14 protein-coding genes are annotated in these 11,960 nt (G+C 72.3%); 5 read left to right on the forward strand and 9 right to left on the reverse strand.

Going from position 1 to position 11,960, the window contains the following annotated elements; all coding sequences use genetic code 11:
• Window positions 1–86 precede the first annotated feature (86 nt).
• Window positions 87–1,010 carry an LLM class F420-dependent oxidoreductase gene (locus tag OG574_RS15170; protein WP_326773683.1) on the forward strand — a complete coding sequence of 308 codons (924 nt, stop codon included), beginning with the start codon at window positions 87–89 and terminating at the stop codon, window positions 1,008–1,010.
• Between the two features lie 234 nt (window positions 1,011–1,244).
• A complete protein-coding gene (locus tag OG574_RS15175; RefSeq protein WP_100591218.1) occupies window positions 1,245–1,442 on the forward strand; it encodes a hypothetical protein in 198 nt (65 codons plus the stop codon).
• Between the two features lie 72 nt (window positions 1,443–1,514).
• Here OG574_RS15175 and OG574_RS15180 read toward each other — a convergent pair whose 3' ends face one another.
• From OG574_RS15180 to OG574_RS15215, 8 genes are all read right to left on the reverse strand, one after another.
• Window positions 1,515–1,994 (reverse strand): DUF6099 family protein, encoded by a 480-nt coding sequence (locus tag OG574_RS15180; protein ID WP_100591217.1) that lies wholly within the window; start codon window positions 1,992–1,994, stop codon window positions 1,515–1,517.
• A 188-nt stretch (window positions 1,995–2,182) separates the two neighbouring features.
• Window positions 2,183–2,515, reverse strand: coding sequence for a nucleotide pyrophosphohydrolase (locus OG574_RS15185; RefSeq protein WP_100591216.1), 333 nt, complete (start codon window positions 2,513–2,515; stop codon window positions 2,183–2,185).
• Window positions 2,512–3,666: an AAA family ATPase gene (locus tag OG574_RS15190; RefSeq protein WP_326773684.1), complete on the reverse strand. Its 1,155-nt coding sequence runs from the start codon at window positions 3,664–3,666 to the stop codon at window positions 2,512–2,514. The genes OG574_RS15185 and OG574_RS15190 overlap by 4 nt, the downstream gene beginning before the upstream one ends.
• Window positions 3,667–3,758: 92 nt before the next feature.
• A complete protein-coding gene (locus OG574_RS15195) occupies window positions 3,759–4,145 on the reverse strand; it encodes a cell division protein SepF (RefSeq protein ID WP_107489189.1) in 387 nt (128 codons plus the stop codon).
• 139 nt (window positions 4,146–4,284) lie between these two features.
• On the reverse strand, window positions 4,285–5,622 hold the full coding sequence (locus OG574_RS15200) for an FtsX-like permease family protein (protein WP_326773685.1): 1,338 nt from the start codon (window positions 5,620–5,622) through the stop codon (window positions 4,285–4,287).
• Window positions 5,623–5,625: 3 nt separating this feature from the next.
• Window positions 5,626–6,426 (reverse strand): ABC transporter ATP-binding protein, encoded by an 801-nt coding sequence (locus OG574_RS15205; protein ID WP_326773686.1) that lies wholly within the window; start codon window positions 6,424–6,426, stop codon window positions 5,626–5,628.
• 151 nt (window positions 6,427–6,577) lie between these two features.
• The gene (locus tag OG574_RS15210; protein WP_326773687.1) at window positions 6,578–6,973 is read right to left on the reverse strand and encodes a TOBE domain-containing protein; all 396 of its coding nucleotides are present in this window, start codon (window positions 6,971–6,973) and stop codon (window positions 6,578–6,580) included.
• Window positions 6,974–7,045: 72 nt separating this feature from the next.
• A complete protein-coding gene (locus OG574_RS15215; protein WP_326773688.1) occupies window positions 7,046–8,257 on the reverse strand; it encodes an FAD-dependent monooxygenase in 1,212 nt (403 codons plus the stop codon).
• 288 nt (window positions 8,258–8,545) lie between these two features.
• Here OG574_RS15215 and OG574_RS15220 point away from each other — a divergent pair, with 288 nt between their 5' ends.
• The 3 genes from OG574_RS15220 (at window position 8,546) to OG574_RS15230 (ending at window position 10,967) form a co-directional block, all read left to right on the forward strand.
• Window positions 8,546–9,532 carry an ABC transporter ATP-binding protein gene (locus OG574_RS15220; RefSeq protein WP_326773689.1) on the forward strand — a complete coding sequence of 329 codons (987 nt, stop codon included), beginning with the start codon at window positions 8,546–8,548 and terminating at the stop codon, window positions 9,530–9,532.
• Window positions 9,529–10,341, forward strand: coding sequence for an ABC transporter permease (locus tag OG574_RS15225; RefSeq protein WP_100591209.1), 813 nt, complete (start codon window positions 9,529–9,531; stop codon window positions 10,339–10,341). Before OG574_RS15220 ends, OG574_RS15225 begins: the two co-directional genes overlap by 4 nt.
• 95 nt (window positions 10,342–10,436) lie before the next feature.
• Window positions 10,437–10,967: a YceI family protein gene (locus tag OG574_RS15230; RefSeq protein WP_326773690.1), complete on the forward strand. Its 531-nt coding sequence runs from the start codon at window positions 10,437–10,439 to the stop codon at window positions 10,965–10,967.
• 71 nt (window positions 10,968–11,038) lie between these two features.
• Here OG574_RS15230 and OG574_RS15235 read toward each other — a convergent pair whose 3' ends face one another.
• Window positions 11,039–11,929 (reverse strand): thiopeptide-type bacteriocin biosynthesis protein, encoded by an 891-nt coding sequence (locus tag OG574_RS15235; protein WP_326773691.1) that lies wholly within the window; start codon window positions 11,927–11,929, stop codon window positions 11,039–11,041.
• Window positions 11,930–11,960: the final 31 nt, after the last annotated feature.

Here is an 11,960-nt window from a genome sequence, read left to right on the forward strand (position 1 = left end):
CCAGTACCGCCTCCGACCACGCATTTCCCTCCGGGGACGCTGCGGTTCTAAAAGGTCACCAGAAGTGACCGGTGCATGATGGATGAATGGATCTTCGAGTCTTCACCGAACCGCAACAAGGCGCGACCTACGAGACGCTTCTCCGCGTCGCGAAGGCCGCTGAAGACCTCAATTACGGAGCGTTTTTCCGGTCTGACCATTACTTGCACATGGGCTCCGCCGACGGGCTCCCCGGCCCCACCGATGCCTGGATCACGCTGGCCGGGCTCGCCCGCGAGACCAGGCGGATCCGCCTGGGCACACTGATGACCGCCGGCACCTTCCGCCTCCCCGGCGTCCTCGCGATCCAGGTCGCGCAGGTCGACCAGATGTCGGGTGGGCGCGTGGAGTTGGGCCTCGGCTCCGGCTGGTACGGGGCGGAGCACGAGGCTTACGGCATCCCCTTCCCGAAGGAGAAGTTCGGCCGCCTCGAGGAGCAACTCGCCATCGTCACGGGCCTGTGGAGCACGCCCGTCGGCGAGCGCTTCAACTTCAACGGCACCTACTACCAGCTGACGGACTCCCCCGCGCTGCCGAAGCCGACGCAGAGCAAGGTGCCCGTCCTGATCGGCGGGCACGGCGCCAAGCGGACCCCGGCGCTCGCCGGGCAGTATGCCGACGAGTTCAACATCCCCTTCGCGTCGCTCACCGACACGGAACAGCAGTTCAAGCGGGTCCGTGCGGCGGTGGAGCAGCACGGCCGCAGCGCCGACAGCCTCGTCTACTCCAACGCCCTGGTGGCGTGCGTCGGCAAGACCGACGCCGACGTCAGGCGCCGCGCCGCCACGATCGGCCGTGAAGTGGACGAGCTGAAAGCGAACGGACTCGCCGGGTCGCCGGCCGAGGTCGTCGAGCGGATCGCCGCGTACCAGGCCGTCGGCTCGCAGCGGATGTATCTCCAGATGCTCGACCTGGACGACCTGGACCACTTGGAACTGATCGCCACCGAAGTGATGCCCCAGCTGTCCTAGGCCACGCGTCAACTCCGCTGGTCCCGGTGCTCCGGCCCCGCCCCTGTCGGGTGAACATCCGTCAACCGGGCACGTGGCCGGGGCCCCGGCCAGTGACCCGTTCACGCGAGTGATCGTTGGCTCGGGCGGAGCCGGACCGCCCGGCACCCGCACCGGCGGCGGCTGCCTCCGCCGGGCGACGCGTGCGTCAACTGGCCTTCCCCCGTGGGGAGGGCAAGGGCCGAGGAGGCCGCCATGTCCCAGGAAGCCATGTCCGAGCAGGTCGTCCACGAACCGGCCGGGCCGGATCAGGAGGGCGCGCCCAAGGGTCTGCTCCAGCAGATGGAAGAGCTGATGGCCGCGCTCAACGCGGATCTGTCGCAGCTCGACGCCGACCTTCAGCAGTCCACCGGACCCGGCGCCCCGTCCGCCGACGAGGGCCACCGCCTCTGACCCCGCCGGGGGCGCGTCGCACCGATGCCGGTGCGCCCCCGAAGCCCGCCGCCGCGCCAACTGGCGCGCCCTCTACGCCGCCGAGTCAGGTTCCGACTCCGACATGGTGTCGCGGCGCAGCCCGAGCCGGCGGATTATCTCGAGGACCCTGTCCCGTGATTCGTCGGCGGCGTCGATGGCGTCCATGCAGTGCCAGTAGTCCCCCTCCTCCTCCGCCTCGCTGGCTATGCCCACCAGGGCGATCCCCACTTCCCCGAGCAGCGCGGCCAACCCGATCAGTGCCTTGTGCGCCTCCGGCAGCTCCGTGAGCTGCGCCGCCCGTATGCCGCCCGCCCCGATGACCGGGAGCGCCGAGCCCGAGCAGCCTCTGCCGCCCGCCTCACTCAGTCCGCGCGCCTCACCCCTCAGCTCCGGCGGGCCCTCTCTCGCCAGCCTGTTCCCCATGGCCTGTGCGAGGGCCTGGGCCTGCCATGCCTCCCGCGTGATGGCCGGCGCGTCCTGGCTCTCCGCCAGGGCCCGTCGGCTCGCCCTGATGAGTCGCACCGCGTCCATGCGCCGCCCCCGTCCCGAACTCCCTTGTCCACTACCCAGAGTGAGGGTCGGAGAGGCGAAAAGCCAGAGGACGACCGAAATCTGTGGACACGGAATCCAATGTTGATAATTCTGTGACTCCATAGAGTGACAAGACCGGTCGCGCGGCCCTTCCAGCCGGTCTCAGCCGCCCGTCTCAGCCGCCGACCTCAGCCCTCCCCCGGCACCGGAAACCGTTCCTCGTTGCGGTCGATCTTCGCCGACAGGGCCGCCAGCGCGTCGATCCCGAGCACCTCGCACAACTGCAGCAGATACGCGAGGACGTCGGCGACCTCGTCGCGCACCCGGTGCGCCGTGTCCGGGTCCGCCATCACGCCGGCCGACTCCTCCGGGGTCAACCACTGGAAGATCTCGACCAGTTCGGACGCCTCCACGCTCAGCGCGGCCACCAGGTTCTTCGGCGTGTGGTACTGCTCCCAGTTCCTGGCCTCGGCGAACTGCGCCAGCCGGCGCTGCAGTCCCTCCACATCAAGTTCTGTCACGGCCCCAGGTCTACCACCGCCGCTCCGTGCTCCCGCGCCGCCCACGTCCCGTCGCCGACCGCCCCCGCCAGACGGATGTGCCCGCGCCCGCACATCCGCACCGCGAGCGCCGTCAGCTCCCGCAGCTGCCGCGGGTCGAGGCTGCGGTCGAGGCCGTCGGCGAGGACGGTGAGCGTCTGGTACGCCTCGGGGACCTCCGCCACCGGGTCGACCGCGAGCACACGGGGGCCGGTGAGCAGGACCAGGGCGAGCGCCAGGTACCTCAACTCGCCCTCCCCGAGACGGTCGACGGGGGTGCGCAGACCGTCGCCGCGGTCGAGCACGGCCCGTACCGTGCCGTTGCCGAGGTCCTCCGACAGGACGTCGACGACGGGTCCCGCGCAGCCGGCCCGGGCGGCGGCGACGAGCAGCGCGTGCCGGATGCCGCACTCGGAGCGTGTGCGCCACAGGACGGCGGCGAGGTTGTCGCAGCCGCTCAGGAGCCGGTCGGCGGCGGCCGGGGCGGGGCGGCGCATGCGGTCGGGCCGGGGGTCGCAGGAGAAGACGGAGCGCAGGGCGACCACCACTTGTTCGGCGGCGGCGATGACGAGCCGCTGGCCTTCCGTCTTGCCCGCGACGCGCAGCGGCAGGAGCGCCGTGCCGAGCAGGTCGTCCGGCAGGGGCGCGCGGGTCACGGGGGTTGCCCCTGCCGTGTGCCAGGCGGCCTGGACCACGCGGCGTCCGGGGTCGCGCAGGGCGGTCTCCAAGAGAGTGCGGCCGTCGCAGGTCAACCGCTCGCCGACGATGCGCAGTTCGGGCTCGGCCTGGATCGCGAGGTCGAGGCGGACCGGGCCGACGGGCCCGGTGACGGTGCAGCCGATGCGGAAGCCGCGGCGTCGCTGCGCGTCGGGGCGGGCCCGGTCGGGGACGTAGGCGGACGGGTCGGGGAACACCTCGTCGAGGGCCGCGCCGCCGCCGAGCCGGGCCAGGCCCTCGTAGGCCTTCAGGGCGCTGGACTTGCCGCTGCCGCTCGGTCCCGCGAAGAGGGTCAGCGGGCCGAGCGGGAAGCGTGCGCTGCGGTGCGCGGCGAAGGCGGAGAGCCGCAGTTCGGTGAGGCTCGGCCGGTCCTGGGGAGCCGGGGGTGCGCCGCCGTCCCCCGCGAGCAAGGTCATGTTCCGGACGGTAGGCGGCACTCCGCCCGGAGAACCGTTCTTCCGGGCGGACCTTCCTTCGATCGGGGGACCGGAGGGCCTGGGCCGGCTGACTAGACCCGGGGAACGGCCCCCGCCACGAAGTCCTGCACCTCGGTGCCGGGAGGGGCGAGCAGGAAGACATTGCGGTCGACACGGTGCATTCCGCAGCCGAGACCGAGGACCACTCCGCTGCTGAAGTCCAGGACGCGCTTGGCGACATCGGACTCTGCGCCGCTCAGGTCGAGCAGCACGGGGATGCCCGTCATCACGGTCTCGGCGACCTCGCGGGCGTCCGCGAACACATTGATCCGCAGGACGACGAACCGTCGCCGCGCCTCGGTCTCCGCTTCGGGGACGGCCCTGTGGTCGACCGCCGACGGCCATGCGTTACGGCCGCGCAGAGGTACGACCTGGGCGAGCCCTTCCCACTGTTCGTCAGTGACGTCGTGGCTGTTCACTGCCCCCACCCCGTCCGGGCTCGTACTTTTGTCTGCACCCGCCATTCTTACGCCAAGTCACTCGTTCAGCCCAACAGCGACACGGTCCGCATCCGCCGTGGTGGCGGGTGCGGACCGTGCGGAGGGCTTGGATCCGGTGTCAGGCGGCGATCGCGACGGCGTCCACGGCCTTGACGCGCAGGGTCCTGCGGGCCGTGCCCAGACTGGTCACGAACGTGGCCGTGGCCGCCAACACCACGACCGTGAGCCAGATCCCGAGGCCCTGGTCGGGCAGGAGCGAGTCGGTGCGGACGGTGGTGAAGGGCACGATCCCCGCGAGGCCCGCCACCGTGCCGAAGAACACACCCGTCACCGTGAGGACGAGGCTCTCGACCGCGACCGTCCCGAGGACCTGGACCGGTGTGGCACCGGCGAGGCGCTGCTGGCCGAACTCGCGGACCCGATAGGAGGTCGCCGCGTACAGGGTGTTGACGAGCATGACGCAGGCGAAGACGACGATGATGCCGACGACCACGAAGTTGAGGGTCTCCAGATTCTTGTCCCCGACGGACTTGGCGACGCCGGACGCCTTGATCGCGTCGCTCTCGACGGCCTGCATGTAGAGGGTGGCCGTGGCCATGCCGGTGAACAGGATCAGCGGCATCAGGACACCGGAGAGCTGGTCGGCGCGCTGCCGCATGTTTCGCACCGTCAGATAGCCGCTCGCGCCGGTGAGCGCGGTGAGCAGGGGTTCCGTGCGGCCGAGGAAGCCGCGCAGCAGCGCCGGGGAAAGCATCGCGAAGCCTACGGAGAGCAGGATCGCGCCGTAGGCGGGCGCCGCCATCAGGGCCGCGTCGGTGGCCTTCATGGCGAAGGTGCAAAGGACACCGGCTGCGCCGACGGCGAGCGCGCCCCAGGCCACGAACTTCCGTGCCCTGCCCCGCCCTTGCCGCATCCCGGCGGCGGCCCTCGCGGCGCGCCGCACCGCGAGGAACGCGGCGCCCGCGGAGGCGAGCAGAGTGATGGCGACGCCGGACGTGAGGGCGACGGGACCGAATACGTGGCTGACGCCGTCGGCGACCTGGCCGCTGTCCTTGAACACGTCGAGCAGGGCCTGGCCGCCGAGCATCGCGGGCCCGACGGCGAGCGCCGAACCGGCGAGGGCGACGATCACGGACTCGCCGACGATCAGGCGCTTGATCTGGGCGGGGGTGGCGCCGGTGTTGCGCAGGAGGGCGATCTCGTCGCCTCGCTGACGGACGTTGACGGTCAGGGTGGAGGCGACGGCGAAGAACACGAGGAGCGTCCCGTAGCCGCCGACGACACTCGCCGCGGTGGTGAGGGTCTCGGCGCTGACGCGGTCGACGCCGGCGGCGCCCGCCGTGTCGTGCAGCGAGTTGAACGTCATGATGATCGCCGCGCCGAGGAAGGCCGACAGGAGCGTCGCGAGGAGGCGTCCGGGGCGCAGCCGGACGGAGCGCAGGGCGAGTGCGAACATCCCTCACACCCCCGCCGGCGTGCTGTCGCCGAGGTGCGCGAGGCGTTCGGCCACGGCGTCGACGGTGGGGGCGGTCATCTCCCCGGCGAGGCGGCCGTCCGCGAGGAAGAGCACGGAGTCCGCGTACGAGGCGGCGACCGGGTCGTGCGTCACCATGACGACGGTCCTGCCGTGCAGGCGCACGGCTTCCTGCAGGAGGCGCAGGACGTCGCGCGCGCTGCGGGTGTCGAGGGCGCCGGTCGGTTCGTCCGCGAAGATCACGGCGGGTTCGGTGACGAGGGCGCGGGCGATGGCGACGCGCTGGCGCTGGCCGCCGGAGAGCTGGTCGGGGCGGTGGCCGAGCCGGTCGCCGAGGCCGACCTGGGTGAGGATGTCCTGGGCGCGGGCCCGGTTGACACGCCGCCCGGCGAGCCTGAGCGGCAGGGTGGTGTTCTGCGCGACGGTCAGCGTCGGCAGCAGGTTGTACTGCTGGAAGACGAAGCCGATCCGGCGGCGGCGGAACTTGGTGAGGGCCGCCTCGGTGCCGCCCGTCATCTCCTCGCCGTCGACCATCACGATGCCGCTGTCGGGCCGGTCGAGTCCGGCCGCGCACTGCAGGAGCGTGGACTTGCCGGAGCCGGAGGGCCCCATCACTGCGGTGAACGTCCCGGCCCGCAGGCTGAGGGTCACGTCGTCGAGTGCGGTGACGGCGTTCTCGGCGCCCTCTCCGGCCCCGTACGTCTTGCTGACCTTGACGAGGCGCAGGGCCTCGCCGCCGTGCCCTGCCGGTCCGCTGCCGCCGGCTCGGCCCGTACGTCGGAACATGGTCTCTCCCCGTCCACCGTCGTTGTCACGGCGCTGTCTGCGCCATGACTACGACGTTAGGGACGGCGGCGTTCCCGCACATGGGGCGTACCGCCCGGACCTCGGGTGTTGCTACGTACACCCCGCACATACGGGTGCCCGGTGGGCCGGGTCAGGTGAGGTCGATGTGCACGTTGGTCGACTTCACGCGGGCGATGGCCTGCATGCCCACTTCGAGGCCGAGCTCCTCGACCGCCTCGCGGGTCAGGAGCGAGACGAGCCGGTGCGGGCCCGCCTGGATCTCGACCTGGGCCGCCACGTCGCCGAGCTTCACGCCGGTGACGATGCCGGGGAAGGCATTGCGCGCGGAGGTGTACGAGGCGTCCTCGTCGTCGCCGCCCGACTGGCCGACCTCGATCGAGAACGCCGCCAGGTCCTGGCCGCGGATCAGGCGGCGGCCGCCCTCGTCGCGGTGGGTGGCGACGCGGCCCGCGTCCGCCCAGCGGCGTGCCGTGTCGGGGCTGACGCCGAGCAGACGCGCCGCCTGCCCGATGGTGTAGGACTGCATGCGCAAAAGACTATGCGGCGGCCCGACGCCCGGTCACATTCCCCCGTCACGCCCCGAAGACAGACCCCGAAGTCACACCCCTGAAGGCACCACGCTGCGTCCCGTCTCGTGGGCGTACAGCGTCGTGCGGTCGCGCAGGGCCGCGTGCACCGCCATCTGCGCGTCGCGGCGGCGCTGGGCCGGGCCGTCGGGCAGGTGCAGCACGCCGGCGTTGCCGCGGGAGCCGCGCTGGATCTCGGCCGTGCGCGGGATGCGCAGGGACTCGTAGTGGGCGAGGCGGGTGCCGGTCGGCTCGTCGGCCGGGGCGGCGAGGCAGGCCGCCAGGTCCATCGCGTCCTCGATGGCCTGGTTGGCGCCCTGTGCCATGAACGGCAGCATCGGGTGCGCCGCGTCGCCGAGGAGCGTGATGTGACGGCTCGACCACTGCCGCAGCGGCGGCCGGTCGTGGAGCGCCCACTGATGGGTCACGTCGACGGCCTCGACGATGTCGGAGACCAGGCCGGTCCAGGAGCCGAACGCGCGGCGCAGCTCCTCCGGGTCGCCGGGCGCCGACCACGACTCGGGCGGCGCGTCCGTCATGGGGACGGTCGCGGCGAAGCTGAGGTAGCGGCCGCCGGACACCGGGTAGCAGACGAAGTGCCCGCCGGGGCCGAGCCAGAGCCGCACGAGGGCCGCACGCGCCTCGTCGGGGAGCCGGTCGACGGGGACGAGGCCCCGGTAGATGCCGAGCCCCGCGAAGACCGGCACGTCGCGCAGGAACGTCTCGCGGACGGTCGAGTGGATCCCGTCGGCCCCGACCACGACCTCCGCGTCGCGGACGGTGCCGTCCTCGAAGGTCAGCCGGGCACCGTCATCGCCCAACTCCTCGGCGCTGCCCAGGCGTTGGCCGAGTCGCAGACTGTCGCGGTCGACCAGTGAGAGCAGCGCCTCGTGCAGATGCGCACGGTGGATCGCGTAGTACGGCGCCCCGAACATCCGCTCGCAGTCATCGCCGAGCGGGGTACGGGCGATGGGGCGGCCGGTCCAGCCGCGTACTTCCATCGCCTCGATGCGCACGGCGTGCTCGCGCAGCGCCGGGCCGAGGCCCAGGCGCAGCAGCGGCCTGATGGCGTTCGGCGAGAGCTGGACGCCCGCCCCCACCTCCGCGAGGCGCCGGGTCTGCTCGAAGACCACGTACGGCAGGTCGTGCGCGGCCAGCGCGCCGGCCAGTGCCAGGCCTCCGATGCCCGCGCCGACCACAGTGATCCGCGGCCGTTCCCCTTCGCCCACTTCCCCGAACCGCACGTCTGGGACCGCCTTCCGCGTCGCTGTGTACCGGCCATGTGCGCGGCGGTGCGAGAGGCCCGGTGGCCCGGGGTCCCGCCCTTCGCCGCTCCCTGAGCATCGGCGGCTCCCGGCCCGCGCGGCAACGCCCGCCACCTTCTGACCTGACAACTGTCGCCGCTTGCGTGACGTCCGTCATCGGAACCGGGCCACGGCCGCTCAACGGCCCCTGGCCGGGCCTAACTTCCTGGTGACAGCGAGATCTGACGACGCCGGGAGGCACACAGTGACGGAAGCGGAGGGACCGCGGTGACCGCGGTGGCCGTGGAGGGCCTGCGCAAGCGCTACGGGGACCACGAGGCCGTACGCGGCGTCGACTTCACCGTCTCGGACGGGGAGATCTTCGCCCTGCTCGGACCGAACGGCGCGGGCAAGACCACCACACTGGAGATCCTCGAGGGCTTCCGCGGCCGGGACGGCGGGAGTGTCGAGGTGCTCGGGCGCGACCCGGGCAAGAAGGCGGACGGCAAGTGGCTGCGCGGGCAGATCGGGCTCGTGCTCCAGGACATCGCCGTCGAGCCGTATCTGTCGGTGCGCGAGACGATCGCGCGTAACGCCGGCTACTACCCCGCGCCCCGCGGCATCGACGAGGTCATCGACCTGGTCGGGCTCGACGAGAAGCGCGACGCGAAGGTGAAGGACCTGTCCGGCGGGCAGAAGCGACGGCTCGACCTGGCGCTCGGCGTCGTCGGCAACCCGCAGCTCCTCTTCCTCGACGAGCCGACGACGGGCTTCGACCCGAACGCGCGGCGCGGCGCCTGGGAGGTCGTCAAGAACCTGCGGGACGCGGGCACCACCATCGTCCTGACCACGCACTACATGGACGAGGCGCAGGCGCTCGCCGACTCGGTCGCCGTGATCGCGGGCGGCGAGATCGTCGCAGCGGGCACGCCCGACACGCTGGGCGGCCGGGACAGCGCGCTGGCCCGGATCCGCTTCCTGCTGCCGCACGGCGCGGCCCTCACCGACGTGCCGCTGCCGGTGAGCGATGTGCAGGAAGGCCTGGTCACGGCGGAGTCGGACGAGCCGACGGCCGCGCTGCACCGGCTGACCGAGTGGGCGCTGGGCCGCGGCACCCCGCTGGAGCGCCTGACCGTGGAGCAGCCCACGCTCGAGGACATCTATCTGGGTCTGACCAGCAAGTACGCGGAACAGGAAGCATCCTCGCCGTCCTCCGAACGCGGGCGCGGGCCGTCCTCGCGGCGAGGGCGCCGACCCGGACGGAGCCGCTCATGACCACCCTGACCCCGACCACGGCCGCCGGCGCCGGGCGCACCGCGCGCACCGAGCGGAGCCCCCTGGCGCTGCTCGGCCACCAGATCCGTTACGAGCAGCTGTCGTTCTGGCGCAACCCGCAGTCGATGGTGTTCACGTTCGTGCTGCCGATCGTGATCATCGCGATCTTCGGCGCGGTGTTCAGCGGCAGCGCCGACGACAAGTTCTTCTTCGGCCTGTCCGGCATGCAGTACTACACGCCGACGATCGCCGCGGTGTCCGTACTGGGCGCCTGTTACGGGCAGTTGGCGATCGTCCTCGCGATGCGCCGGCAGACCGGTGTGCTCAAGCGGCTGCACGCGACGCCGCTGCCGGCCTGGGTCTACTTCACGGGCCTGCTCGTGCACTGCATCGTCGTGAGCGTCGTCGACGTCGCGCTGGTCATCGGGATCGGCTCGCTGTACGACGTGCCGCTGCCGACGCACTGGGGCGCGATCATGGTGACCCTTGTACTCGGCGCGGCGAGCTTCTGCGCGCTCGGCGTGGGCGTCGCCTCGCTCATCAAGAACTCGGAAGCGGCGCCCGCCGTGGTGCAGTTCATCCAGTTCCCGCTGGTGTTCATCTCGGGCAGCTACTTCCCGATCCACTCCGAGGTCCTCAACAACATCGCCGGGCTGCTCCCGGTGAAGCCGTTCAACGACGCGATGCTGGCGCCGTTCGCGCAGAACTCCGGCTACCAGTGGCGCGACCTGGCCGTCCTCGCGGCCTGGGGTGTCATCGGCGCCCTGATCGCGGTGCGCAGCTTCCGCTGGGACCCGCGGCCGGAGTAGGCCGCGCGCCGTACCCCGCACACGGCTTGGGGGCCTCCTCGGAGGCCCCCTCGGCACTCCGCCCCACCCCCCACTCCCCGAAGGGAACCCCTCGCATGTCCCTCACTGAACCGCACACGCGCACCGCGCCGGCCGACCTCGCCGGTGCCTGGGCCCTCGAACCCTCCGCCAGTTCCGTCGAGTTCACCGGCCGGCACTTTCTCCTCCTCCCGGTGACCGGGTCGATGCCGGTGCGCTCCGGCGCCGCGGAACTCGACGGCGACGGCCGTCTCGCGCACCTCGACGTCGCGCTCGACGCGGCCGGCTTCACGACCGGCAACCCGCGCCGGGACGACGCCGTCCGCGGCCCCGCCTTCCTCGACGCGGAGCGCCATCCGCTCCTGCGCTTCGACGGTGAGTCCCTCGCCGCGGCCGGCGAGCCGTGGACCGTCCCGGGTCAGCTGTCCGTCAAGGGCCGCGCGGTGCCGCTGGTCCTCACGGTCGACGAGGTCGTCCCGGAGGGCGCCCGCACGCTGGTCCGCGCGTCGGCGACGGTCGACCGGCACGCGTACGGCGTGAGCGCGATGCGGGCGATGGTGGGTCCCCGGCTGCGGGTGCGGGTGACGGCGGTGTTCGTACGCGCCTGATCCACGTGCGGCGCAACACGAAGGCCCGGCCGGTGATTCACCGGCCGGGCCTCGTTGTGCGTGCTCCCGGGTCAGGCGAGGGCGCCCTCCGCGACCGGGAAGACATGCGCCAGCCACGCGTAGTTGCGCAGCTCCTCGAGGAGGCTCAGGCCCAGGCGGTTGTGGAGCATGTGGGCGTGCGAGAAGAGGATCATTCCGGGGTGGGTCGGCGACTTCGCCCGGATGTCGCCGGTGAGAGCGGCGAGCCCGTCGTGCCAGTGCGCGAACGGGCCGTGGGCGAGCGGGTCCACGGGCTTGGCCCCGGCGTCCCTGGTGATGGTCGTCAGTGAGTCGAGGAGCTCGTCCGGGTAGCCGGCCTCCCCGGCCCAGGCGCGCCAGGCGCCCAGACCGTGCGCGTAGAAGTAGCCGCGTTCCGCCGTGTCGCCCAGGGCCGCGGCGGCGGCCATGGTGCCGCGCAGGGCGAGCAGGGCGCGCTGCCGCTGCGAGGGGGCCTTCGGCGCGAGGCGCAGGACGAGTTCGCTGGAGAGGCGGAACAGGTCCTCGGTGGCGGGCATCAGGGCGGGGCCGCCGTAGCGGTCGAACTCGGGCTCGTAGTCGGCGCGGTGGACGCCGGGCGCCAGCATGGCCCGTACGTGCCGGTCGTCGCCCTGCTCGCCCGCCGAGGCGAGCGCTCCCGCGCCTTCGAGGTAGGCGTCGGGGTCGAGGGGCTCCTCGCCGGGCCGGAGCGCGCCGGCGTCGGCGAGCCGGACGCGCAGCACCTCCTCGACGTGGTCATACGTATCCGGGTCCAGGTCCCCTATCCGCAGCCGTAGATGCGGCCCCGCTTGCCAGTAGCGGATGAAGAACCAGGGTGTGCCTGGGGCGAGTTCGCCGATCATGGGGCCGATCACGTCGGTCAGGACGCGGTCGTGCGCGGACCGGGCGGTGGTGGCGAGGTGGAGGTGCCACGAGCTCCATGTCATGAGGTCTCCCTGAGTGGTCGGGGCGTGGGCG

Origin of the sequence: Streptomyces sp. NBC_01445 (assembly GCF_035918235.1) — a bacterium.
Taxonomy (GTDB): Bacteria; Actinomycetota; Actinomycetes; order Streptomycetales; family Streptomycetaceae; genus Streptomyces.

Bases quoted from the DNA above. Each gene is read 5' to 3' on its own strand.
- OG574_RS15190 (WP_326773684.1), bottom strand. From the start codon at position 3,666: ATGACCTTGCTCGCGGGGGACGGCGGCGCACCCCCGGCTCCCCAGGAC.
- OG574_RS15210 (WP_326773687.1), bottom strand. From the start codon at position 6,973: ATGCAGTCCTACACCATCGGGCAGGCGGCGCGTCTGCTCGGCGTCAGC.
- OG574_RS15235 (WP_326773691.1), bottom strand. From the start codon at position 11,929: ATGACATGGAGCTCGTGGCACCTCCACCTCGCCACCACCGCCCGGTCC.
- OG574_RS15180 (WP_100591217.1), bottom strand. From the start codon at position 1,994: ATGGACGCGGTGCGACTCATCAGGGCGAGCCGACGGGCCCTGGCGGAG.
- OG574_RS15230 (WP_326773690.1), top strand. From the start codon at position 10,437: ATGTCCCTCACTGAACCGCACACGCGCACCGCGCCGGCCGACCTCGCC.
- OG574_RS15200 (WP_326773685.1), bottom strand. From the start codon at position 5,622: ATGTTCGCACTCGCCCTGCGCTCCGTCCGGCTGCGCCCCGGACGCCTC.
- OG574_RS15170 (WP_326773683.1), top strand. From the start codon at position 87: ATGGATCTTCGAGTCTTCACCGAACCGCAACAAGGCGCGACCTACGAG.
- OG574_RS15225 (WP_100591209.1), top strand. From the start codon at position 9,529: ATGACCACCCTGACCCCGACCACGGCCGCCGGCGCCGGGCGCACCGCG.
- OG574_RS15205 (WP_326773686.1), bottom strand. From the start codon at position 6,426: ATGTTCCGACGTACGGGCCGAGCCGGCGGCAGCGGACCGGCAGGGCAC.
- OG574_RS15175 (WP_100591218.1), top strand. From the start codon at position 1,245: ATGTCCCAGGAAGCCATGTCCGAGCAGGTCGTCCACGAACCGGCCGGG.